This is a genomic window from Micromonospora sp. NPDC007220, assembly GCF_040634035.1.
In the GTDB taxonomy this organism is placed as follows: domain Bacteria; phylum Actinomycetota; class Actinomycetes; order Mycobacteriales; family Micromonosporaceae; genus Micromonospora; species Micromonospora reichwaldensis.
In genome coordinates this window covers 76,189-99,120 of sequence record NZ_JBEYEU010000017.1, presented here as the reverse complement: position 1 = coordinate 99,120, position 22,932 = coordinate 76,189, and the positions used below count along the sequence as shown (strand labels likewise).

Here is a 22,932-nt window from a genome sequence, read left to right as displayed (position 1 = left end):
GTCTCAGCTGGTGACGTCCTTGCGGGTGAAGCGCCAGAACGCCAGGCCCCAGAACAGCGTCGCGTAGCTGATCGCCGAGATCGCCCCGCGTACCACGTCGTCGGTCTGCACCGGCGTCGACAGCAGCCCCAGCCAGGCGGTGCTGTAGTGCGTCGGCAGGAACGCGCGCAGCGCGCCCAGGGCAGTGATCTGGTCGAGGATGCTGGAGAGGATCCAGAGCAGCACCGCGCCGCCGACCGCGCCCAGCGCGGCGTCCGTCACCACGGACAGCAGGAACGCCAGGCCGGCCACCACCAGGAGTACGACCGCCAGGTAGCCGAGCACGCCCAGCAGCCGCAGCAGCCCCTCGCCCGGTTCGAGCTGGGCCGCCACGGTGCTGCGCAACGGCTCCCAGCCGTAGCGGAGGGTGCCGATCAGCAGGGCGGTGCCGGCGAGCAGCAGCAGTGCCAGGGCCGAGTAGACGAGCGCGACGAGCAGCTTCACCGTCAGCAGGCGGGCCCGGGGCACCGGCACCGCCAGCAGGTAACGCAGGCTGCCCCAGCTCGCCTCGCTGGCCACCGTGTCCCCGCAGAACAGCGCCACCACCACGACCATCAGGAACGACGCCGAGACGAAGATGGTGAAGAGCGTGAAGTTCAGCCCGCCCGACGTGGCGAACTCGACCAGGCTGCCGAACTCCCCGCGCCCGTTGTCGTCGTCGCCGCCCGTGTCGAACTGGAACGCGATCAGGATGATCAACGGCAGCAGCACCATGAACCCGAGCGCGAGCTGCGTACGCCGCCGGGAGGCCTGCCGCCGGAACTCGGCGCCGAACGGCAGGGTCGCCGAGGGCCGGTAGCCGGCCGCCGCTCCCACCGTGGGTGACGTACCCGCCATCATCGGTCTCCGCTTCCCCGAGAGTTGTCGCCCACCAGGGCGAGGAACGCGTCCTCCAGGCGGCGCCGCGGCACCACCCGGTCCACCCCGATGCCGGCCCGGACCAACTCGGCGACCACCTCGCTGCGGGCGGTGCCGTTGGTGTCCACCACGAGCTGCCCCTCGCCGTCGGGGAGCACCCGCACCCCGGGCAGGCCGTCCAGCACCGCCCGGGCGGCCTCCGGGTCGGTCACGTCGAAGAGCACGCTCGGCGACTCGCCGACGATCTCCTCGACCGGTCCCGAGGCGACGATGCGGCCCTTGTTCACCACCACCGCGTGCGTGCAGGTCTGCTCCACCTCGGCCAGCAGGTGGCTGGAGACCAGCACCGCCCGGCCGTCGGTGGCGTAGCGCTGGAGCACCCGGCGCATCTCCGCGATCTGCGGCGGGTCGAGCCCGTCGGTCGGCTCGTCGAGCACCAGCAGCTCGGGCAGGCCCAGCATCGCCTGCGCGATGGCAAGGCGCTGCCGCATGCCGTGGCTGTAGTTGTTGGTCTTGCGGTGCACGGAGTCGCCCAGGCCCGCGATCTCCAGGGCCTCTTCGAAGTGCGCGTCCTCGGCGGGCCGGCCGGTGGCCCGCCAGTACGCCTTCAGGTTGTCCAGCCCCGACAGGTGCGGCAGGAAGCCCGGCCCCTCGACGAGCGCGCCGATCCGGGACAGCACCGGCGACCCGGGCACCAGCCGGTGCCCGAAGACGTAGATCTCGCCGGCGGTGGGCTGGGTCAGCCCCATCAGCACCCGCAGCGTGGTGGTCTTGCCCGCGCCGTTCGGGCCGAGCAGGCCGACGACCTGACCGGGGTGCACCTCGAAGTCCACGTTGGAGACGGCGACGAAGCCGTCCGCGTACTCCTTGCGGAGTTGCCGCACGGCCAGCGGGACGCCCGCGTACGCCGGGTGGATGGAGCTGTCCTGGCGGCGGTGCCGGCGGCGGACCACGGCGACGACCACGACGAGCCCGACGACGATCGCGGCGACCAGGCCGGCCAGCACCCAGCGCCACACGGTGGCGGAGGTGGGGATGGGGTCGCCGGCGACGGTCGGCAGGCTGACCGCGCCGGTGGCCGCGACGGTGTGCACGGCCGGCTCGACCGGGGTGGCGTACGCCTGGTCGGAGGTCGCCACCACCACGCGCAGCCGGTGCCCGGCCTCGATCCGGCGCACGATCGCCGGCAGGGTGACGGTGACCGGGCGTGCCGCGTCGATGGTCGGCGGCAGGCCGGTGAGCCGGACCGGGGCGACCAGGCCGTTGGGCAGGGTTGCCGCGCCGTTGGGGTCGACGTCGTAGAGCTTGACGAAGAGCACCGCCTCCCCCGTCGGCGACGCCGCCCGCACGTCGACGGTCGGGGCGCCGACGACGTCCACCGCCTCGGTCAGCGGCTCCGACTCGAAGCGGGCGTGCTGGCCGGGAATGTCGCCGGCCACGCCGCCGAGCAGCGACGACAGCTCACCGGCGAAGGGCACCGAGGAGATGGCGGCCGGGTTGCGTGACGGCGGGTTGGCGACGGGCTGGGCGGGGCCGGCCACCGGTACGCTCCGGCGGGCCGTGCCGGCGACGCCGGGATAGTCGGCGTAGCGGTAGCCGGTCGCCACCAGCCCCCGGTCGAGGGCGTCGAAGCCGGCGATCCGCGACCAGGTGAAGTCGTCGCCCGGGGCCTCGCCCTCGCCCTTGACGTAGTGGTCGAGCCACTGCACGGTCAGGAACTTCACCCGGTCCGAGTCGGTCTTCGGGCCCTCGCCGCCGTCGTGACCGCCGGTGAACCAGGCCACCCGCACGGGCGTGCCGGCGGCGGCGATGCCGTTCGCGTTCGCGTTCGCCTCGCCGAGCGGGAAGAGGGTGTCCGCCTCGCCCTGCACTAGCAGGGTCGGCGCCTTGATCCGGTTGAGCACCCCGGCCGGGCTGGAGCGGCGCAGCAGGTCCACGGCGGCCTGGTCGGCCCGACCCGTGGTGGCGATGCGCAGGTACGCGGCGCAGATGTCGGCGGCGAACCGGCCGCACGCCGGGTCTCCCGCCCCGGCGGGGGCGCGCCCCGGACCCGTCCCCGGGCCGGCGCCCGGACCCGGGCTGGGCGGGCCGGCGGAGGCGGGCGCCCCCTCGGGCTGCGCGGCGCTGGTCCCGGAGAGCCCGGCCGGCCCGGAGCCGACGTTGCCGCCGCCGCCGAAGAACAGCCCGGCCCAGCCGGACTTGAACACGCCCTCGGTGGGCTCCTTGCCGCTGCTCTCCGGCAGGAAGGAGCGGGACAGGTCGTTCCAGGTGATCATCGGCACGATCGCGTCGACGCGCTGGTCCTGCGCGGCGAGCAGGAGCGCCAGGGCGCCGCCGTACGAGCCGCCGACGACGCCCACCTTCGGGTCACCGGCGGCGTCGGTACGGATCTCGGGCCGGGCGGCGAGCCAGTCCAGCAGCCGTTCGGCGTCCCGGACCTCGTAGTCCGGGTGGTCCAGGTGGATCTGCCCGCCGCTGCGGCCGAAGCCCCGCGCGGTCCAGGTGAGCACCGCGTAGCCGCGTCCGGCGAACTCCTCGGCGTCGGCGCGGACGGACTCCTTGGTACCGCCGAAGCCGTGCGCCAGCAGCACCGCCGGCACCTTGTCCGCCGCCGATGCGTCCTCGGGCAGGTAGAAGGTCGTGTCCAGGACGACGGGCTCGTCCCCGGCCGGCCCGGAGGAGACGTTCACGAACGCCGCCTCGGTGCGGATGGCCGGCCCCTGCGGCAGGACGGCCCAGGTCACGGCGGCGGCGAGCAGCACGACGACCACCGTCGCGGCGACGGCGCGCCGGCGGGTGGGCAGGGCACGCCGGATCCACGCGGCCGACAACGGCGATCTCATTGGGCACACGGTACGGCCCGGATCCTGAGCGTTGGCTGAGATCCTCCGTACGTCCGTCCGGTTGATCCGATCGGCGTCGCACCGGCGCGGTCCAGACCGTCTCACGGAGATGAATTCGGATCATGTGAATTCCGATGTTCGTCGGAAATCCACTCCGATCCATCCTTGTCACTCTCCGGCCCGGCACGGACGGTGCCTAACGAGTGACCCTGCGGTTACTTCGGGCTTCGTGACGCAAAGCTGACCGTCCGGCGGCCGGAACGGTCCCCGCTGGTCGGTTAGTTTTCCGGTCCGGTGCACGGGACTTCGCCGTCGACCCCCGACCCCCGCCGATCCCGTGCTCCCGCCGGAGGAGACAGACATGACCGTCCCCGCACCGCCGGCCCGCCGGCGGCCCACCGCGGTGGGCCGCGTACTGCCGCTGCTGCTCCTCGTCGCCCTGCTCGCGCCGATGACCCTGCTGTTCGTCCAGACCTGGCGGCTCACGGCCGACGACCGGGACCTGGCCGGCCGGGAACGGCTGGGCGTGGAGTACCTGCGCGCCCTCGCCCCGGTCACCCACGCCCTGGTCGAGGCCCAGTCCGCCGCCGTCGCCGCCCGGCCCGTCACCAGCCAGGCGCTGACCCGCGCGGTCGAGGCCGCCGCCTCCGTGGACGCGCGGACCGGCGACGAGTTGCGCACCAAGGAACGCTGGGCGGGCCTGCGGGCCAGGATCGAGGCGCTGGGCGCCCGCGGCCCCGCCGACCCGGAGGCGGCCTTCACCGCGTACGGCGAGGCCACCGACCTGCTGCTGGCCCTGCACGGCAAGGTCCGGGAGACGTCCGGGCTCGTCCGCGACCCCCGGCCCGACTCCTTCTTCCTCCAGCACGCGAGCCGGGACCTGCCCGAGGCAGTCGTGGCGGCCGGCCGGCTGGCCGACCTGGCCGTGCTCGCCGACCGCCGGCCCGCCAGCGACCGGAACCGCACCGCCGTCGAGATCGCCGCCCTCCGGGTGGGCGTCCTCACCCCGGCCGGTGACCTGGTCACCGATCTGCGGGCCGCCGTGGACAGCTCGGAGAGCGCCGACCTCGGCCCGAGCGTGCTGAACCCGCTCGACACCTACCAGCGGGCCGTCGAGACGTTGGCGGCCCACTCCGCGCCGGCCGGTCGCGACGCGAAGACCGACCAGGCGCGGATCGCCGGCGCCCGGCTGAACGCGCAGGCCGCCGCCGAACAGCTCCAGCCCGTCATCCTGGACGAACTCGACGCGCTCCTCGCCGGACGCTCCCGCGACCTGGACCGGGACCGCTGGCTGACCGTGGCGGCCGGGGCGCTGGCCGTCCTGCTGTGGGCGGCACTGGGCGCGGTGTGGCTCGCCGCCGCCCGCCGGGCCCCGGGGCGCGCGGCACAGGCCCGACGCGAGCGGTACGGCGCCGACGCCCCGCCGGAGGACACGCCGTGGCAGCCGGCCGCCGGCCGGGGTGCCGAACCGCGTCAGCTCCAGCCGGCGGGGTCGGCCCGCGAACCCGGCGGCGCGCAATGGGGGCCCTTCGATGCTGCTCGCTAGGCTCCGCATCCGGGGCAAGCTCGCGCTCCTCGTGGTCATCCCGCTGCTCAGCATGGTGGCGCTGGCCGTGCCGGCGGTGCTCGACCGCGTTGCCGCCGCGCAACGGGCCGGCGACATCGCCGACCGGGTCCGCGTCGCCAGCCGGATCGGCAGCCTCGTGCAGGACCTGCAACAGGAACGCGTCCTCTCGGTCGGGCTGCTGCTCGGCCGGGTCACCCGGAGCGAGCTGATGCAGCGGACCGCCGGCGTGGACGACCGGGTCGCCGACCTGCGGGCGACCTCGGCAGGCCCGCTGCCGCCGGAGGTGACGGAGGCCCTGCACGGCGTACGCGGGCTGACCGACGTGCGTGTCGCGGTGCTCGCCGGCACCGCCACCCCGGACCAGATCATGGCCGCGTACGGGCCGGTCAGCACGGGACTGATCGACGCGCTGCGGCTGCCGTTCGGGGTGGACACCGACACGGCGGCCGGGCGGCAGGTGCTGGCCCTGGACGGGTTGCTCCGCGTCGACGAGGCGATGGGCGCCTGCGCCACCCTCATCGTGCTCGTCAAGGCCACCGGCTCGCCCCGGGTGAGTGCCTCGTACGTCGCCTGCATGGCGGGGCTGCGAGCGGACAACCAGGGGTTCCGCAGCCTGATCACGCCGGAGCAGTTGAAGCTGGTGACCCTGAACGACGCGGCCGTGGCCGCCCGGACCAGCGCGGACTTCCTCACCAGGAGCGCGCTGGACCCGGCCGGCGCGACCAGGGACATCCCGCTGGACGCGCTCTTCCCGTCGGTCCGCTCGATGATCACCTTCGGGCAGTTCATCGAGAAGAAGCTCGTCGCCGACGTCATCGCCGAGGTGACCGGGCAGCAACGCCGGGCGCTGACCGAGGCGTACCTGGTGGCGGGGATCGTCACCCTGATCCTCGCCGTGGTGGTGCTGCTCAGTGCGGCCGTCGCCCGGACGGTGGCCCGGCCGCTGACCCGGCTCACCCGCTCCGCCGACCGGGTGGCCCGGGTCGCCGAGGCGGAGCTGACCCGGGTCGCCGACGACGAGACCGAGGGCGCCGCGCCGGTACGCCTCGACCCGGTCGACGTACGGGCCCGCGACGAGATCGGCGACCTGGCCCGCGCGTTCGACCGGGTGCAGAGCACCGCCGCCCGGCTCGTGGAACGGCAGGTCGCCGGCCGACGCAACGTGGCCCAGATGTTCGGCCACGTCGGCCGCCGTACGCAGAACCTCGTGGGCCGGCAGATCGCGCTGATCGACCGGCTGGAGCGGCAGGAGACCGACCCCGGCCGGCTGGAGCACCTGTATCGGCTCGACCACATCTCCAGCCGGCTGCGCCGCAACGCCGGCAGCCTGGTGGTGCTCTCCGGCTCGGCCGGCGCCGACCCCCACGTGGCGCCGGTGCCGCTCGCGGACGTGGTCCGGCTGGCGCTCGGCGAGATCGAGGACTACACCCGGGTCGACGTGCAGGTCCCGCCCGGCGTGTCGGTGGCGCCCGGCACCGTCGGCGACCTCGTCCTGGCGCTGGCCGAGCTGATGGAGAACGCGACGGTCTTCTCCCCGCCGCACACCCGGGTCACCGTGGGCGGCGAGCCGACCGGCTCCGGCGCCCTGCTGACCGTGGTGGACCGGGGCATCGGCATGGCCCCGGAGCGGCTGGCGGAGGAGAACGCCCGGCTCACCCGGCGGGAACGGCTGGACCTCGCGCCGACCGAGGTGCTGGGGCTCTTCGTGGTGGGTCGCCTGGCCCGCCGGCACGGCTGGCAGGTGCGGCTGACGCCGACCGCCGGTGGCGGGGTGACCGCGCACCTGGACGTCCCGGAGACGTCGCTGGTCGTCCACCGCGCCGAGCGGGCCGGCGTGACCGTGGCCCGGGCCGCCGTACCCGTCCGCGACCGGCGCTCGCCCGACGAGCCGGAGGCCGCCCGGCCCCGCGCGGCGGTCGGCGCGGCGCCGTCCGAGCCCCGCCCGGCGGTCGGCACGGCACCCTCCGGGGTCGGCGCGGCACCGTCCGAGCCCCGCCCGGCGGTCGGCGCGGCACCTTCCGGGGGCGGCGCGGCGGCGGAGGCTGCGCCGTCCGGGTTCGACGCGGTGCTGCTGAGCCGCGCCACCCGCAGCTTGGAGTCCGGCGCCTCCTGGGACGCGTTCAGCTCCAGTGGCGAGCCGGCCGGCGTCGAGCTGCGGGCGCCGGCCGGCACCGAGCCTCGGGCACCGGCCGCAGCCGCCCCGCCGGGCATCCGGCAGCGGGTGCCCGGCGCCACCCTGCGCCCGGCCGGGCCGCCGGCCGCCCCGCCGGTGAGCGGGCCGGTGCCGGTCACCGACGCGGACCCGGCCGCCGCCCGCGCCCTCGTCGAGGCCGTCGAGTCGGGCGTACGCCGGGCCGAACTGGGCCGGGGCACCCCGGACGGCACCGCGCCGGCCGGGCTGACCCGGCGGGTGCCCGGGGCGAACCTGACCGCCACCCCGGCCCGTCAGCCCGACAGCCCCCCGGAGAACCCGGACGAGGTCCGCGACCTCCTCACCGAGTTCGAGGCGGGCGTCGCCCGCGCTCTGCACGAAGTCAGCCAAGACCGCCGCTACGAAGAGGGAACATCACGGTGACCAGCCCCTTCACGCACGACAACGTCGACCACCAGAACCCGGGCGCCGGGGACCTGAGCCCGGAGGCGCGCACCTTCAACTGGTTGCTGGACTCCTTCACCTCCAGTACGGCCGGCGTGCTGGAGGCGATCGCCGTCTCGTCGGACGGGCTGCTGATGGCCATGTCGGCGATCAAGGACCGCTCCAACGCGGAACGGCTCGCCGCGGTGGTCTCCGGCATGACGAGCCTCGCCGGCGGCGCCGCGAGCTGGTACGCCCTCGGCGGGCTGAACCGGGTGGTCGTGGACATGGCCGAGGGCTACCTGCTGATCAGCGCGATCAGCAGCGGCTCCGTGCTCGGGGTGGTCGCCGACCGCTCGGCGAACCTCGGCACCGTCGCCTACGAGATGACGCTCTTCGCCGGGCGGGCCGGTGGCGCCCTCACCCCGAGACTGATCGCCGAACTGAAGAACGCCGCCCAGCAGTGACCCCCGAGGTCGCCGGCGAGGGGCCGGACCCGGAACCCACGGTCCGGATCCGGCCCTACCTGCGCGCGTCGTCCCCGCACGACGCCCGGCCCGGCCTGCCGGCGACCCCGGCCGCGCCGGCGACCGAGGACGGGCCCGCCGGCCCGCGCCCGTTCGTGCTCACCGCCGGGCGGGTGGCCGGCGCCGACCCGGCGATCGGGCTGGAGACGCAGGTGACCGCCCGACCGGCGACCGACCGGCCGGCGTCGCTGACCTGGCTGGCACCCGAGTTGCAGGCGATCGTCTCGCTCTGCGACGAGCCGATCTCGGTCGCCGAGATCTCCGCCCGTACCCGGTTGCACTTCGGCGTGACCCGGGTGCTGGTCGGCGACCTCCGCGCCGCGGGCCACCTCGACGTGCACGACGGCGCCGACGCCCTCGACCCCGACATCATCCTGCGAGTGATGGATGGACTCCGTGCGATCTCCTGAATGGCCGGTCGCCCCGCTGGGCGGGATCGCCGCCAACAGCGCCGCCACCCGGTACGGCTCCCCGACGGGGCCGCAACCCGCCGCGTCCGCTCCGCCGCCGCACCGGACGCCGGCCACCGGGGTTGCCGCGGTGCCCCGGCCCACGCCGGCCGCCGCACCGCCGATCCCGGTCAAGATCCTCATCGCCGGCGGCTTCGGGGTCGGCAAGACCACCACGGTCGGCGCGATCTCCGAGATCGCCCCGCTGACCACCGAGGCGGAGATGACCACCGCCGGGATCGGCGTCGACGACCCCGGCGTACGCTCCGCGAAGACCACCACCACGGTGGCGATGGACTTCGGCTGCGTCACCATCGACCGCAGCCTGAAGCTGTACCTGTTCGGCACGCCGGGGCAGGCCCGGTTCGGTTTCATGTGGGACGACCTGGCCCGGGGGGCACTCGGCGCGCTCGTCGTGGTGGACAGCGCCCGGCTCGACGACTGCTACCCGGCGATCGACTTCTTCGAGCGGGCCGGCCTGCCCTTCGTGGTCGGCGTGAACGCCTTCGACGGGCGGCTGGCACACGACCTCGACGCGATCCGGTGGGCGCTGGCCGTCGGCGACCACGTGCCCCTGGTGCAGTTCGACGCCCGGGACCGGCTCTCGGTGCGGGACGCCCTGCTGGTCGTCCTCGACCGCGCACTCGAGCGGGCCACCCGGGAGGGAAGGTCCTGAACCGCTGCGGCGGTTCGACCCGTTTCACGAGAAGGGGTGGTTCGTGATGAGAGGTGGACTGGACGAGACACTGGCCCGGATGGCGCGCCGCGAGGAGGCGTTGCGGCGGCGGGCCGCCGAGGCGGAGCCGGCGGGCGGGGAGGCCGACGGGGCGCCGGAGGCGCGGGGCGGATCCGAGCCGGGGCGCGCCGACGTCCGGGGCGAGGGGCGCAACGCCGGGCCCGGCTGGGTCGACGCGCGGCGGGGCGCGGAACACCGCGACCCCGTGGTGGAGGTCGCCGAGGCGGTCCGTCGCGTGGTGGCCGGCCACCCCGGCACCGCGGTCAGCATCCGGGTCGAGCACGACGGGCAGGCGTACCCGCTGCGGGTCGCCTGGACCGACGCGGGCGTGACGGTCGACGCGGAGGCCCCCGCGCCGCCGCCGGCGTGGCCGATGTCGGTCAAGACGGTGCCGGCCTGGACGCCGGCCCAGGAGGGGCTGACCCCCGACCCGGCGGCACGGCTGGCCGAGCTGATCCGCCGCGACTCCTCCCTGCTGGGGGACGGTGACGCTCCTCGCGGAGCACGGAACGCCCCGGGAGGGGGCAGGGCGTGACCACGGCGGCTAGGGTCGGGCGGTGGCGGAACCCGACCTGACCCTGACCGCGAGCCTGCGGCCGGCGGCCCTCGACGCCCGACGGGGCGTCGTCCGGCTGCACCCGGAGGTGCTCACCGCGCTGGCGCTGCGACCCGGCGACCCGGTGCGGCTGGCGGGCCGGCGGGTGAGCGCCGGCATCGTCGCGCCGGCCGAGCCGACCGCCAGCACGGCGCTGCTCTACGCCGACGACCTCATGCTGGGCAACCTCGGCATCCGCGACGGCGCCCAGGTGACGGTGAGCCGTCTGCCGGTCACGCCGGCCCGTCGGGTGCTGCTCGCCGGCCCGGCGCAGATCGCCGCCGTGGTCTCGCCCGAGATGCTCCGGCTGGCCCTGCTCGGCAAGGTGGTGACGACCGGGGACGACGTGTCGCTGCTGCCGCAGGACGTGCTGCCCGACGCCTCGGTGCGCAGCCTGGTGGAGGCCGCCCGGCGCAGCCTCTCCAACAGCGTCGGGTACGCCTGGACCAGCACCCTGCTCGCCGTGGTCGCCGCCGAGCCCGACACCGGCTCGCTGGTCACCATGGACACCGTCGTCGGCTGGGAGCACGGCCAGGCGACCCACGGCTCCGCCGGCACCGGACCCGCCCCGCAGGGGCGCCGCCTCGACGCGGGCCCGACGCCCAACGGGACCGCCCCGGGCCGGGCGGCTGCCACGGGGGGCGTACGCCTCCCGGGCGCCGTGGACGCCACGGGACACACCGCCGGAAGCGTCGACGAGGCGCCGCCCACGGTGGACGAGCTGCCCGGGCTGCGGTCGCAGGCCGAGGAGCTGACCGAGCTGCTCGACCTCGGCTTCCACCACCGGGAGGTGCTCGGCCGGCTGGGCACGACCGTCTCGCTGGGCGTGCTGATCGCCGGGCCGGCCGGCTCCGGCAAGGCGGCGCTCGTGCGGGCCGTGGCCGCCCGGGTCGGGGCCCGGGTCAGCCCGCTCTGGGCTCCCGAGGTGGCCGCGCTGACCAACCAGGCCGCCGCCGACCGGCTGCGCGCCGCCGCCGCCGAGGCGCGCGCGGACGGCACCGGGGTGCTGCTGGTCACCGACGTGGAGGCGCTCGCCCCGGCGGACGGGCCGGGGCCGGTGGCGACCGTGTTCCGGCAGGTGGTCGCCGAGACCGTACGGGCGGGGGCGGCGGTCGTCTGCACCACCGGCCGGCCCGAGGCCGTCGACCCCGCACTGCGTGCCCCGGACCTGCTCTCGCTGCGGATCAGCGTGCCGCTGCCGGACGCGGCCCTGCGCCGGGAGCAGTTGACGGTGCTGACCCGGCAGGTCCCCCTCGCCGACGACGTGCGGCTCGACGAGGTCGCCGGGCGTACCCCCGGCTTCGTCGCCGCCGACCTGGCCGCGCTGCTCCGCGAGGCCGGGGTGCGCGCGGCGCTGCGCCAGAAGTCGGCCGAGACGCCGACGGTGGCGATGGCCGACTTCACCGCCGCGCTGGAGGTGGTCCGCCCCACCACCATGGCCGCCTCCACCCTGGAGCTGGCCTCGGTGACGCTGGACGACGTGGGCGGCCTGACGGAGGTCAAGGAGACGCTGACCGAGTCGGTGCTCTGGCCGCTGACCTACCCGGACACCTTCGCCCGGCTCGGCGTGCAGCCGCCGCGCGGGGTGCTCCTCTACGGCCCACCGGGCTGCGGCAAGACCTACCTGGTCACGGCGCTGGCCGGCTCGGGGCGGGCGAACGTGCTCTCGGTCAAGGGCGCGGAGCTGCTGTCGAAGTGGGTCGGTGAGAGCGAGCGCGCGGTCCGCGAGCTGTTCCGCCGGGCCCGGGAGGCCGCGCCCACCCTGATCTTCCTGGACGAGGTGGACGCGCTCGCCCCCGTACGCGGCCAGGCCAGCGACGGCGGCACCACCGACCGGGTGGTGGCCGCGCTGCTGACCGAGCTGGACGGCGTGGAGACGCTGCGCAACGTGGTGGTGGTCGGCGCGACGAACCGCCCCGACCTGGTGGACCCGGCGCTGCTACGCCCGGGACGGCTGGAACGGCTGGTCTACGTGCCGCCGCCGGACGGGCCGGCGCGGGCGGAGATCCTGCGCGCTTCGGCCCGGACCGTGCCGCTGGCACCCGAGGTGGACCTCGTGGAGCTGGGTGGGGAGCTGGACGGCTTCTCGGCGGCGGACTGTGCCGCGCTGGTGCGCGAGGCGGCCCTGGCCGCCATGCGGGAGTCGCTGACGGCGTCCACCGTCACGGCCGCGCACGTGGCGGCGGCCCGCGCCCGGGTCCGCCCGTCCCTGGACCCGACCCAGGTCGCCTGGCTCGCCGCGTACGCCGAGAAGCGGGCCGGCTGACCACCCGCGCCCCGGGGTGACCGGCGCTGTCGGGCTGATGTCGTGGACGACTCGTCAGTCGGTGGGCAGGAGGGGGCCGAGGGGCCCGAGGTCGAGATTGAGGTCCTCGGGCGTGAGGCCGAAGTACTCGCGCAGCCCCGCCATCTGCTCCTCCAGGGCCATCAGCGTGGTGCCGATCCGTTCGATCTGCTCCTCGGTGAGGTCGCCGAGGTCGACCCGGCGCAGCGCCTGTCGCTCCATGAGCTGCCGCAGCAGCTCGATCACGGTGAGCACGAGGCTGGCCAGCCCCCGCTCGACGCCGTCCCGGTCGACGGCGAGCCGGCGGTCCAGCGGCGTCACCCGGGGCGGCTGCCACCGGGTGTCGCCGAGCGCGGCGGCGAGTTCGGCCGCCTCGTCCCGCCGACCGCCACCGCCGCCCGGCTCGGCCCGGCGGTCGCCACCGCCGCCCGGCTCGGCCCGGCGGGTGCCACCGCCGCCCGGTCTGCCCACGCCCACTCCCCCGCCACCCGGGCCGGTCGCGCCGTCCGGGGCGCTCACGGCCACGTCCCCGGCGTCCCGGCGGCGGCGCCCGGGGCGGCATCCCGCAGTTCCGGCGGGGCGAGCGCGCCGACGGAGGCGACCAGTGCGCGCAGGGAGATCCGGACCAGGTCGATGTCGGCGATGGCGATGGTGATGTCACCGCTGATCACCACGCCGGTGGCGAGGACCCGGTCGAGCAGGTCGACCAGGGCCACCGGCCGGTAGGCCAGCGGGTCGTCGGCGCTGCTGGGGGCGAGTGACGTGGTCACCACGCCGACCCCCGGGCCGTCAGCACGCCGGCTCCCGTACGGTGAGCGCCGGCTCGGCGGGCCGCTCCTCGGCGAAGGAGTACGGCGGCCACGGGCCGGTCAGCTCCAGCCGGATCTCCGGGTGCCGACCGGCGAGCGCGCCGACCAGCTGGCGGAATCCGGCGACCGACCCCTGGCCGACCAGGTACGCCCCGTTGAGCACCATGGCGGTGGGCGCACCGGAGAGCCGGCGGTCCTGCGGGGGGTGCCGCCGGACGGCCACCGCGTGCCCGGCCAGTGCCTCGTGCACGGCGGAGGCGGCGTCGGCGGCAATCCGCTGCCCCTCCTCGCGGGCGGTGAGCTGGGCCCGGCGCCGCCGCAGGTACGCCGCCCCGGCGCCGCCCGACCCGGCGGGCTCCGCCGTGCGGGGCGTCGCGCCCGGCACGACGTACCCCTTGACGCCCCACTCGTCGTGGCCCGCGAGCCGGTCCAGGACGGTGGTCAGCTCGACCCGGCGGGCGGTGAGCTGCCCCGCCACCCGGGCGTCGTCGTGGTGGACGGTGGCCAGCCGGGCGGGCACCACGGCGCCGTCGCGGGACAGGGCCGCGACCACCGCGTGGTGCGTCCGGGCCGCCCGCTCCAGCCAGGCCAGGTCCTCCAGGTTCCGGCGCAGCGCCTCCTCGCCGTACTCGGACAGCGGCGCGGCGCTGACGACGGCGACCAGGCCGGCGGCCCGCACCGCGCGCACCGGAGCGCCGTCCATCCCGGCAGTCGCGGCGAGCAGGGCGGGATCGACCTCCCGCGCCACGCCGTGCAGCCACACCCCGACGCCGGGGCTCGCCGGCCCGGTGGCGGGCGCGAGGTCAGCCGTCGAACTCATCCCGCTCCTCCCTGCGGGCGGCCGTCCGGGCGACCCGGGGGCGGCGTTCCGCCTCCACCTGCTCCGGGTCCCGTGGGCCGGGCTCCACCGGCGGCCTCGCCCGGGAGCTGAGCCACGGGTCGTGCTCCCACCAGTCGATGCCGATCTGCCGGGCCGTGTCGACCGAGGCGATGACCAGTCGCAGCTTGAGCGTCAGCAGCTCGATGTCGAGCAGGCTGACCCGGATGTCGCCGGCGATCACGATGCCCCGGTCGAGCACGCGTTCCAGGATGTCGCCGAGATTGGCCGGCTCGTGCCCGGCGGGCAGGACCTGGCCGGAGTTCTGCACCACCGGGGGCGGCTGCACGCTCACCTCAACCCACCTCGCCCTTCCCGCGCTGGTAGCGCCGCACCCGCCGGTAGCCGAGCAGGCCACCCTCCAGGTCCAGCTCCACCTCGTAGAGGCCGAGCAGGTCGGTGGAGCTGGGGATGCGCCGGTCCTCGATCACCTCCACCCCGATCAGCCAGCCGTCCCGCGACGACTTCAGCGAGGTGGTCCCCACCGGATCCCGGCCGGTCAACTCGACGATCTGCCGCATCCCCTCGCGCGCCGCCTCGGCGGCCGTGATGGGTTCGAGGTACTCCTCCTCGTCGTCGTACCGGTCGTCGTCGACGGGCTCGCTCCTACGCGCCCGATCGCCGTCGCCGCGGATCAGACCCCCCATCGCGCTCACCTCCCTCGCCGCCGCCGCGCGACACCCGCCGCGAGCGTTCGGTGCCGACCTGCCGCGCCCGTTCCGTACCGGTTCGCCGCGCCCGGCCCTCGCCGGACCGCGACGCTCGTTCCGCGCCGGACTGCCGGCGGCGGCCGGAAGCGGACTGCCGCGCCCGGTCCGCGCCGGACCGCGACGCTCGTTCCGTGCCGGACTGCCGCGCCCGACCGGAAGCGGACTGCCGCGCCCGGTCCGCGCCGGGCTCGTGCCGGGTCCCGCCGTTCTCCCGACGGGACCCGGGGCCGTCCCGGGCCGGAGCCCGGCTCTGGGCGGGCGCCGGCCGCTGGACGCCGCCGGTCAGCCGCTCCAGCACCTGCTGCTGCCCCCGGTCCCGTTCCGCGGCGCTGATCTCGCCCGCCGCCGCCGCCGCGTCCAGCGCCTCCAGCTCGCGCCGGACGTCGACGGGGTTGCGCTGCCGCGACTCCGCCTCCCGGGCGATCACCTTCACCACCGCGGTCAGCCCCCGCACCGGCGCGTACGGCAGGGTCAGCAGCGTCCACAGGATGTCCACCGGTCACCCCATCAACTGGTGGGCGCTGACGAAGTCGTACGGCGCGAGCGGGCCGAGCAGCCGCATCCGGATCAGCTCCCGGCGCTGCTCGGCGTACTCCTCGACCGCCGAGACGAACTCGTCCTCCCGGTCCTGTTCCACCAGGAAGGTGGCGTTCGACGCGTCCAGCTCGTTGCTCGGCGGCCGGGGCGCGCTCGCCACGACGAGGGGACCGAGGGTGTCGACCAGTTGCCGGTTCTCCGCCTCCCGGCGCAGCTCCACCGCCTGGCTGATGATCTCGCCGAGCCGGATCCGCTGCGTCCGGGTGGCCGCCTCCGGCTGCCCACGCACCTGGTCCGCCAGGTCGGCGGCGCCGGGGTTTTCCGCCAGCACCGCCGCGATCAGGTTCGCCTCGTCGTAGCGCCCGTGCACCGTGTACTGGACTCGGCCCTCGAACTCGTCGAGCGCGGCGGCGAACCGGTCGTGGTGCGCGTCCAGCAGGTCGGCGACCGCGTCGGGCCCGGTGACGACCGTGCCGAAACGCACCGGCAGCACCGGCGCCACCGCCGCCGTGCCGTCCACCAGCTCCTGGTAGGCGGTCAGGTCCGCCGGCCGGCCGAGCGGCTCGCTCAGGCTCACCTCGCTGACCAGCGCGGCCAGGTCCTCGTGCCGGACCGCCGTCACCTCTCCAGGCGGGTCGCCGACCCCGGCGGCGTCCGGGGTCGGCTCCACGTCGGAGGGCACGATGCCGTAGATGAACAGTCCCGTCTCCTCGGCCATGCTCACCGCTCCTCGTCACGTCGCCGCCGGGGCCGGTCGCGATCCCGGTCCCGGTCCCGATCGCGGTCCCGGTCCTGGTCGTCCGAGCCCAGCTCGCCGACGGCGTCCTTGATCGCGCCGACCGTCTTGCCGACCCCGGAGACCGCCTTGCCGGCGCCGACCGCCCCCGAGGCTCCCTCGACCAGGTCGGGCAGCCCCTTCTGGCCCTTCGGAGTGATGTCGAACCGGTCGACCGCCTCGGCGAAGCGCAGATAGGTCTCCACGCTGGCGATGACGATCCGGGCGTTGATCTCGATCAGCTGGATGCCGACCACCGCGATCGAAACCTGGGCGTCGATCACCACGCCCTTGTCCAGCACGGTCTCCACGACATCGGCCAGGCCGGAGCCCCCTCCGCCGCGTTGCAGGGCGCCGCCGCCCTGACCCTCACTCGTCGCGACGGTCACTCCCGCTCCTCCCGTCGACGGCGGACCACGGGTCGCCGGGGCGCTTCCGGGGAACGGCGGGCCCGGGGCTCCTCACGGGAACGCGGCTCCTCGCGGGAACGGGACTCCTCGCGGGGCTGCGGGCGGCGGGCCCGCTCCGGGGCGCGGCGGCGCGGCGGGGGCTGTTCCTCCTCCGGCTCCTCCTCCTCGTACTCGTCATAGTCGCCCTCGTCGTACTCGTCCTCGTACTCCTCGTCCTCGGCCGGGCGACGGCGCTGCGGCGGTCGGCGGCGGGCACGCTCGGCGGGCCTGCGCTTCTCGCGCGGCTCCTCCTCGGCCTCCTCCGCCTCCTCCTCGGGCTCGGGCTCCCGCCGGCCGCGCTGCTCGCGCTCCTCCTGCCCCTCGCGCTCCTGCTTCTCGCGCTCCTCCTGCTCCTCGCGCAGCGCGGTCTCGTGGTCGCGGACCACCCGAGAGTCCTCGATCTCGCCGCGCCAGCCCTGCACCGAATCCGGGTCGAGGACGGTCCGGGTCATCACGTGCCGGACGAAGTGCTTCAGCTCCAGCCGGGCGCGGCGGCCCTGGGCCCGCCACAGGTTGCCGGTGTGCTCGAAGAGGCCCTGCGGGTGGTACTCCAGCACCACCAGGATCCGGGTCAGGTCGGGCGACAGTTCGTGGAAGCTGACGGTGCCGTCGACAGAGCCCTTCTCGCCCTGCGAGCGCCAGTGGATCAGCTTGTCCGGGATCTGCCGGACGATGGTGGACTCCCAGGTGCGGTGCGACCAGAAGACCTGCGCCTTCCAGGTCAGCTTCTCGTCCGACTCGGTGTCGACGTTCTCGACCTTCTTCATGAAGCTCGGGAAGTCGCCGAACTGGGTCCACTGGTCGTACGCGACCCGGACCGGCACGCCGACCTCGATCGCCTCGACGATGTTGGTGACCTTGACCTTCTTGCCGCCGCCCTTGCCGCCCTTGCCGAGCGCCGACATGATCTTCTCCTTACCGCCGGCCAGCCCGGCATGGACCATCGCCTTCACCGGTGAACCGCCCTCCGCGAGCTTCTGCGCGCCGGTGGTAGCGGCAATCAGGCCGGGACCGCCGCCCTGCTTCGCGTAGTCGCTGAGCCGGCCGGTCGCGCCCGTGATCCGCTCGGTCACCACCCGCATCGCGCGCTCGCCGATGGCGCTGGCCAGATTGCGCGCCTCGCCGGCGAGTTGACCCCGGACCTTGTCCCCGAGTCCACCGGGGTTCGTCGTGTCCGGCATGGTCACCGCCCCCGCCGCTGGTCGCCGGCGTCGCGGTTCCGCTGCTTGCCGTCGTCGTCGCGGTCCCGCCCGCCGTCGTCGTCACGCTCCTGCCCGCCATCGTCGTCGCGGTCCTGCCCGCCGTCGTCGCGCTCCTGGTGCTCGGCGTCGGTGTCCCGGTCCGGCCGGTCGCCGGCGCCGCCGGCGCCGGTCCCGCCCTTGCGGCGCAGCGCGTCGGCCGAACCGCGCAGCTTGCCGCTGATGGCATCGATGCCGCTGCCGGCGGCGGCGGTCGCGGCCGCCTTCGAGGCGGCGGCGAGCGGGCCGCCCAGGCGGCCGAGGTTGCTCAAGTGGGGAGACGACTGAAGCAGGTTGCCGCCCGCCTTCAGCGGTCCGCCGGGCTCCCGACTGGCCCGACCGGCCGCGACCGCGGCGGCCAGGGTGAGGGCGGTACGCAGCTTGCGCCGGCGGCCCAGCAGGTAGCCGAAGCCGACCGCGAGCCCGATTCGTGCTCCGCTCTTCATCAGTTCTCCTTCGCTCCCCGGAGCGCCGGACACCTGACGGCAATGGTCGAAAGAATGGCCGCCGGGGATCAGCACGCGCCGGACCGCACATCAGGTGTCCCGTTTGATCGGACCCGACGGGCAGTACCCGTTGGCCTATCGGCGAAACACTCCCGCGCGTTGTCGACGCCATTCACCAGGGTCGGGGCGCGCGCCCTCATAAAACGCGCAAAGCCGACACCAAGGCAGCGTCGAGCAGGAAGAACGTCAGGAAGGAAATAATTGCGGAATGGCCGTCACAGGGCCGGCAGCGTCGAATCGAGGCATATCTCGGCGTGCACAACGCCGCCGCTCTCGCGCAATTTTGCGCCGCACTTCTGAAGCACGGAAACGGCACCGTGGTTGTCGACGGTGGTCTCCGCGACCACCAGTCGCATTCCGGCCGCCGCCGCCTCGTTCAACAGTTCGCGCAGAGCGCCCGCGCCGATTCCCTGGCCCCGTGCGGAGCGACCCAGCCACATCCCGGTCTCGACCGTGCCCGGCTCGTCACGGCGGGTCATCCGGATCATGCCGACCACCTCGCCGCCGGCCAGGATCGCGTACATGCAGGTGCCGGTCGGGCCGTCCAGACCTCCGAAGCTCGCCCGGTGGAACTCCCGGAACGCCTCCCGCCGGGCGCACGACCAGCCCGCAGGGGCCTCCACCGGCGGCATCACGTCGCCGGGTTCCGCTTCCGCAGCCGCTACGGAGAGCAATGGTTCCAGGTTCTGCTCGTCCACCGGCTCCAGCCGCACCGTTCCCGCCACGTGCCGCAGTCTGCCGGCCCCACCGGCCCAAGTCCACCCCATCGGGCCCCGACTGGCGGTCCGGCGGAAGGTACCGGCCGGTCGGCCCGCATCGTGTTCTGCCTCACGCTCCGCTGTCAACCGCCCGGCCGACCCGGGGTGACGGGTTGGCGGACCGCCTGCCCGCGGGCCGGTCAGGGTGTCTCGGCGTCGAACTCGCAGAGCACCACGGAGGCGTCGTCGGCGGGCTTGTGCCGGCGCAACCGGTCCGGATGGTCCCGCTCGGCGACGCGTACCCGGTCGATCAACGCGCCGGGGTCCTCGGCGGTCGCCACGTCCAGCAGCCCCGCCCAGTCGAGGACGCCGAACTGCTCCACCAGGGCCGACGCGCCGTCGCTGAGCAGCGCTGCCCGGCGTACCGCGCCCGGCCCCCGCAGCGGCAGGGTCCCGGTCACCGCGTGGAACGCCGCGTCCGGGTCGGCGGCCGCCACCCAGTAACCGTGGGTACGGTTCATCCGCGCCCGCTGCATGTCGACCGCCTGCCGGATCCGGGCGACCCGATCGGCCCCGCCGGCCGGCAGGGCCTCGACCATGGCCCGCAGCTCCGCCGTGGCGGCGTCCAGTCGGTCGTCGGTGACGACGCCGATCCGACCGCCGGCGTCGAGCACCAGCGGGCTGTCGCAGAGCACGAGGTAGTCGAGGTGGTCGCCCCCGTCGCGCAGCAGGCAGACCGTGCTCGACGGGGTGCCCGGATGGTCCAGGTCGCACTCGTCGCCGTGGTCGGCCCGGACCGCGAGGATCGCCGCCGCCAGGTTGCTCATCAGGGTCGCCGTCGGGCGGACCGCCTCCGCCAGCCCGAGCCGGGCCGCAAGGTGCCGGACGTACCAGGCGGTGCCGTGCGCGCAGCCCGTGTCGAAGCCCTCCGGCACGCTGGCGCCGTCCAGCACGCCGACCAGCGGCCCGAACCGAAGGACCAGGTCCTCGTTGACCGCCCGGCCGGGGGGCGGCGCGGACGCGGAGCGTACCCGCATCGTCCGCGCCGCCCCGACCACCCGGGTCGCCTCAGCGGCGACGGAGGTCGTCGGCGGTCTCATGCGCCTGCCCCTGCATCTGGTGGGCGGCCGACCGGCCCTGATCCCGGACGGCGGACGCGCCACTGGCGGCCGTCGAACCGACCGCCCGGGCCGCCTCCTGCGCCGGTCCGCGCATGTTGTGACTGACCTCGTGGCCCATCTCGCGGCCCACCTCGCCGGCCTGCTCCCGCAGGTGTCTGGCCTGCGCCCGCAGCTGGTCGGAATGCTCGCCGACCATGTCCTTGGCCTGCCCGGCCCAGTGCCGTTCGGGGCGGCTGGGCGGGATCAGCGACGAGACCAGCAGCCCGGCGCCGAAGGCGATCAGGCCGGCCGCCAGGGGGTTGCCCTGCGCCTGCTGGCGGGACTGCTGCCCGAGCGAGCGGGCCTCCTCCCGCACCGACCCGGCCATGTGCGACATCTGCTCCCGGGACTGCTCCCCGAGCGCCCGCGCCGAATCGGCCGCGTGTGACACCCGTTCGCGGGACTGCCCGCCGAACTCCCGCGCCGAATCGGCCGCGTGCGACATCCGCTGACCTGTCGCCTGCGACATCCGCTGTGCGGCGCCGTGCCCGTCAGACTGCACGCCCATCACCTTCTCCCTGGCCCGGGTGAACGCGCCATGGGCCTGCCCGACGCGCTCACCGGCGATCCGCCGCGGGTTGACCTTGTCGGCCAGCGCGTCGACGTCGCTGCTCAGTTCGTTCCGGGTGTTCTCGATCTCCCACCGGATCCGGTCCGGATCGTTGGACATGATCTGCTCCCTCCCGGCTGGTTCACCGGCCGCGTGCCGCGTCCGGTATCTCCCGTGCGGTCTGCCTCGTGCGGGGCAGCACCGAGCGGAGCTGCTCCTTCTCCTTGCGCGCCCTGGCGAGCAGGACACCCGTGACGGCACCCCAGATGACGGCCACGATCAGCGCCGCCCAGCTCTGGTCCATCACGTTGGACAGCCCCCACCACAGCGCGTACGACACGAACAGCACCGTCAGGAAACCGGCCAGCGAGGCCCCGCCGAACATGCCGGCGAGCCTGCCGACCTGACCCGCCTCCTCGCGCAGCTCCGCCTTGGCCAGTTCGACCTCCTTGCGGACCAGCACGGAGAAGTCCCGGGTCACGTCGCCCAGCAGGTCGCCGACCGACTGCGTCCGCTCCTTCTCGGGGGCACTCACGGCGCCACCCCGCCCGGGATGTCCGGCCCCTGCCGACCCGACGGCGAGGCGTTGCGCACCCGGGCCGTCCCGGTGTACGCCCCCTCGGGCAGGTACGGCGCCTCGGCCGTCCGCTCGTACGGCTGCGACCCGGCCGTGGTGGACGCGGCGGTCGGCCCGGTGGGCGCGGTACCCGGCCCGGTCGGCGGCATCGACGGCTGGCCCTCGCCCCGCGCCCCGTCGCCCGACGCGGTCAGGTTCCGGGTGAGCCGCCCGACCAGCATGCCGGCCAGGGCCGCACCGGCCAGAAAGGTGCCCGGGTGCCGGCGCGCGTACGACCGCACGTCGTGGAGCATCGCCCCGGGTTCGCGCTCGTCGAGCCAGCCGGCCGCCTGCTGGGCGGCGTCGGCGGCCCGGCGGACCGCCTGGGCGGCCATTCCGGAGTCCTCGCTCCGCTCCGCCATCGAGCTGAGTTCGCGCCCGATGCCGCGCAGCCCGTCGGCGGCCCGGTGCTGCTGCGCCCGGGCCTGGTCGCGCAACTGCGTGCCGGCCTCACCGGTCAGGTGGCGCGCCTGCCGCCCGGCCTCCGACGCCACGTGTCCGCCCTGTTCCGCAGCGGCGTGCGCGACGTGTCCGCCCTTCTCGGCGGCGGTGTGCGCAGCGTGTGCGCCCTTCTCGGCGGCGGTGTGCGCGAGGTGTCCGCCGGTCTGGGCCGCCTGGTGCCCGACCCGGGACGCCTCCTGCCGGGTCTGCTGTGCGGTGCCGGTCGCACCGTCCGGTGGCCGGCTCGGGTTGATCTGCGTCATCGCCCGCTCCCTCCGTCGGCCCCGGGCCGCAGGTCACACGGCCCGGAACGTGAACCGGCCGCGAGATGCGGCCCGGAACGACACCCGCGTACCCGCGCGGATCGCCGACATTCCGTACCGGCGTCGGGGGTAGGAGCTGCGGGCCGCCTGGGCGTGCCGGCACGCGGACGGCACCGGACCGGTCGGTCGGAACGGGGTCGGCGGGGCCGGGACCGGTCGGGGAGTACGACAGCGGTCAGCGGCGGCGGTTGCGGGCCCGGGAGGACCTGAGCCGGCGCAGCCGCCCGACCAGCACCGGCTCGGCGGCGAGGGCGGCCGGGTTGTCGAGCAGCCCGTTCAGCAACTGGTAGTAGCGGGTGGCCGAGAGGCCGAAGGTGTCCCGGATGGCCTGTTCCTTGGCGCCGGCGTGCCGCCACCACTGCTGTTCGAAGGCGAGGATGCCGCGCTCACGCTCGGTGAGGCCACTCTCGGGCCGGGCGTCCGCCGGGGCGTCGGCGTCGGTGCCGGCCACGCTCGGCGGGGCGCCGGCCTCGCTGGGCGCCGCCACGGCGGCGTCCGGCTCCGGCGCCGAGCGGGGCTGCGGGACCGTCGGCGTCCCGGCGCCCGGACCGGTACGCGGCTGGGGAACGACGCTGCCGGTGTCCCGCGCCTCCCCGGTGGGGTCCGCCCCGACGGTCGCGCCGGCTTCGCCGGGCCGGCCCGGCGCGGGCGGCTCGGTGGCGGCCGGGGCGGCGTCGGCGGGCTGCATGGCGCTCCTCGTGGGGCTGGCGGGCGGCACACCACGACGCCGACCGGTGGGGGGACCCCAGCCTAACCAGGGCAGACCCGGT

The 22,932-nt window shown here is 75.5% G+C and carries 24 protein-coding genes and 1 pseudogene; 7 read left to right on the top strand and 18 right to left on the bottom strand.

The genetic code is table 11. The features are described 5' to 3' along the window. Window positions 1-3: 3 nt before the first annotated feature. Window positions 4-879: an ABC transporter permease subunit gene (locus tag ABZ573_RS24460; RefSeq protein WP_151456020.1), complete on the bottom strand. Its 876-nt coding sequence runs from the start codon at window positions 877-879 to the stop codon at window positions 4-6. Then, window positions 876-3,740, bottom strand: coding sequence for an alpha/beta fold hydrolase (locus ABZ573_RS24455; RefSeq protein ID WP_358121259.1), 2,865 nt, complete (start codon window positions 3,738-3,740; stop codon window positions 876-878). Before ABZ573_RS24455 ends, ABZ573_RS24460 begins: the two co-directional genes overlap by 4 nt. Window positions 3,741-4,101: 361 nt before the next feature. Between ABZ573_RS24455 and ABZ573_RS24450 the strand changes: the two genes are divergently transcribed. From ABZ573_RS24450 to ABZ573_RS24420, 7 genes are read left to right on the top strand one after another with little or no spacing between them, the layout of a single operon-like run. Further along, window positions 4,102-5,286, top strand: coding sequence for a hypothetical protein (locus tag ABZ573_RS24450; RefSeq protein ID WP_151456018.1), 1,185 nt, complete (start codon window positions 4,102-4,104; stop codon window positions 5,284-5,286). Further along, entirely contained in the window at window positions 5,273-7,882 is a 2,610-nt protein-coding gene (locus ABZ573_RS24445; RefSeq protein WP_358121257.1) for a nitrate- and nitrite sensing domain-containing protein, read from the top strand. Before ABZ573_RS24450 ends, ABZ573_RS24445 begins: the two co-directional genes overlap by 14 nt. Beyond that, window positions 7,879-8,349: a roadblock/LC7 domain-containing protein gene (locus tag ABZ573_RS24440; protein WP_151456016.1), complete on the top strand. Its 471-nt coding sequence runs from the start codon at window positions 7,879-7,881 to the stop codon at window positions 8,347-8,349. The genes ABZ573_RS24445 and ABZ573_RS24440 overlap by 4 nt, the downstream gene beginning before the upstream one ends. Beyond that, a complete protein-coding gene (locus tag ABZ573_RS24435) occupies window positions 8,346-8,819 on the top strand; it encodes a DUF742 domain-containing protein (RefSeq protein ID WP_151456015.1) in 474 nt (157 codons plus the stop codon). The genes ABZ573_RS24440 and ABZ573_RS24435 overlap by 4 nt, the downstream gene beginning before the upstream one ends. Then, window positions 8,797-9,534: an ATP/GTP-binding protein gene (locus ABZ573_RS24430; RefSeq protein ID WP_132239958.1), complete on the top strand. Its 738-nt coding sequence runs from the start codon at window positions 8,797-8,799 to the stop codon at window positions 9,532-9,534. The genes ABZ573_RS24435 and ABZ573_RS24430 overlap by 23 nt, the downstream gene beginning before the upstream one ends. A 46-nt stretch (window positions 9,535-9,580) precedes the next feature. Next, window positions 9,581-10,129, top strand: a complete 549-nt coding sequence (locus ABZ573_RS24425) for a hypothetical protein (protein WP_327029781.1) — start codon at window positions 9,581-9,583, stop codon at window positions 10,127-10,129. Between the two features lie 22 nt (window positions 10,130-10,151). Next, window positions 10,152-12,455 carry an AAA family ATPase gene (locus ABZ573_RS24420; protein WP_358121254.1) on the top strand — a complete coding sequence of 768 codons (2,304 nt, stop codon included), beginning with the start codon at window positions 10,152-10,154 and terminating at the stop codon, window positions 12,453-12,455. Between the two features lie 54 nt (window positions 12,456-12,509). On the opposite strand, the gene ABZ573_RS24415 is transcribed toward ABZ573_RS24420, so the two are convergent. The 16 genes and pseudogenes from ABZ573_RS24415 to ABZ573_RS24340 form a co-directional block, all read right to left on the bottom strand. After that, window positions 12,510-12,944 carry a gas vesicle protein K gene (locus ABZ573_RS24415; protein WP_358121252.1) on the bottom strand — a complete coding sequence of 145 codons (435 nt, stop codon included), beginning with the start codon at window positions 12,942-12,944 and terminating at the stop codon, window positions 12,510-12,512. A 44-nt stretch (window positions 12,945-12,988) separates the two neighbouring features. Then, window positions 12,989-13,243 carry a gas vesicle protein gene (locus tag ABZ573_RS24410; RefSeq protein ID WP_151454752.1) on the bottom strand — a complete coding sequence of 85 codons (255 nt, stop codon included), beginning with the start codon at window positions 13,241-13,243 and terminating at the stop codon, window positions 12,989-12,991. A gap of 19 nt (window positions 13,244-13,262) precedes the next feature. Beyond that, entirely contained in the window at window positions 13,263-14,102 is an 840-nt protein-coding gene (locus ABZ573_RS24405) for a GvpL/GvpF family gas vesicle protein (RefSeq protein ID WP_358121248.1), read from the bottom strand. Then, window positions 14,086-14,454, bottom strand: a complete 369-nt coding sequence (locus ABZ573_RS24400; protein ID WP_225852198.1) for a gas vesicle protein — start codon at window positions 14,452-14,454, stop codon at window positions 14,086-14,088. Before ABZ573_RS24400 ends, ABZ573_RS24405 begins: the two co-directional genes overlap by 17 nt. Before the next feature lies 1 nt (window position 14,455). After that, window positions 14,456-14,806 carry a gas vesicle protein gene (locus ABZ573_RS24395; RefSeq protein WP_151454729.1) on the bottom strand — a complete coding sequence of 117 codons (351 nt, stop codon included), beginning with the start codon at window positions 14,804-14,806 and terminating at the stop codon, window positions 14,456-14,458. After that, window positions 14,766-15,365: a gas vesicle protein GvpG gene (locus ABZ573_RS24390; RefSeq protein ID WP_151454730.1), complete on the bottom strand. Its 600-nt coding sequence runs from the start codon at window positions 15,363-15,365 to the stop codon at window positions 14,766-14,768. The genes ABZ573_RS24395 and ABZ573_RS24390 overlap by 41 nt, the downstream gene beginning before the upstream one ends. 3 nt (window positions 15,366-15,368) lie before the next feature. Continuing rightward, complete coding sequence (locus tag ABZ573_RS24385) at window positions 15,369-16,124, bottom strand: GvpL/GvpF family gas vesicle protein (RefSeq protein ID WP_151454731.1); 756 nt, start codon at window positions 16,122-16,124, stop codon at window positions 15,369-15,371. Window positions 16,125-16,354: 230 nt separating this feature from the next. Further along, window positions 16,355-16,531 (bottom strand): annotated as a pseudogene (gene gvpJ / locus ABZ573_RS24380) (gas vesicle protein GvpJ); the annotation flags it as partial. A 35-nt stretch (window positions 16,532-16,566) separates the two neighbouring features. Continuing rightward, a complete protein-coding gene (locus ABZ573_RS24375; protein WP_358121243.1) occupies window positions 16,567-17,811 on the bottom strand; it encodes an SRPBCC family protein in 1,245 nt (414 codons plus the stop codon). A 2-nt stretch (window positions 17,812-17,813) separates the two neighbouring features. After that, complete coding sequence (locus ABZ573_RS24370) at window positions 17,814-18,314, bottom strand: hypothetical protein (RefSeq protein WP_358121240.1); 501 nt, start codon at window positions 18,312-18,314, stop codon at window positions 17,814-17,816. 275 nt (window positions 18,315-18,589) lie between these two features. Next, window positions 18,590-19,099, bottom strand: coding sequence for a GNAT family N-acetyltransferase (locus ABZ573_RS24365; RefSeq protein ID WP_151454735.1), 510 nt, complete (start codon window positions 19,097-19,099; stop codon window positions 18,590-18,592). A gap of 173 nt (window positions 19,100-19,272) precedes the next feature. After that, window positions 19,273-20,172, bottom strand: coding sequence for a hypothetical protein (locus ABZ573_RS24360; RefSeq protein WP_358121236.1), 900 nt, complete (start codon window positions 20,170-20,172; stop codon window positions 19,273-19,275). Continuing rightward, entirely contained in the window at window positions 20,141-20,902 is a 762-nt protein-coding gene (locus ABZ573_RS24355; RefSeq protein ID WP_358121233.1) for a DUF3618 domain-containing protein, read from the bottom strand. Before ABZ573_RS24355 ends, ABZ573_RS24360 begins: the two co-directional genes overlap by 32 nt. Before the next feature lie 22 nt (window positions 20,903-20,924). Then, window positions 20,925-21,317 (bottom strand): phage holin family protein, encoded by a 393-nt coding sequence (locus ABZ573_RS24350; protein ID WP_151454738.1) that lies wholly within the window; start codon window positions 21,315-21,317, stop codon window positions 20,925-20,927. Further along, window positions 21,314-22,102 carry a hypothetical protein gene (locus ABZ573_RS24345; RefSeq protein ID WP_358121229.1) on the bottom strand — a complete coding sequence of 263 codons (789 nt, stop codon included), beginning with the start codon at window positions 22,100-22,102 and terminating at the stop codon, window positions 21,314-21,316. Before ABZ573_RS24345 ends, ABZ573_RS24350 begins: the two co-directional genes overlap by 4 nt. Window positions 22,103-22,337: 235 nt before the next feature. After that, the gene (locus ABZ573_RS24340; protein ID WP_151454740.1) at window positions 22,338-22,850 is read right to left on the bottom strand and encodes a DUF3263 domain-containing protein; all 513 of its coding nucleotides are present in this window, start codon (window positions 22,848-22,850) and stop codon (window positions 22,338-22,340) included. Window positions 22,851-22,932 lie beyond the last annotated feature (82 nt).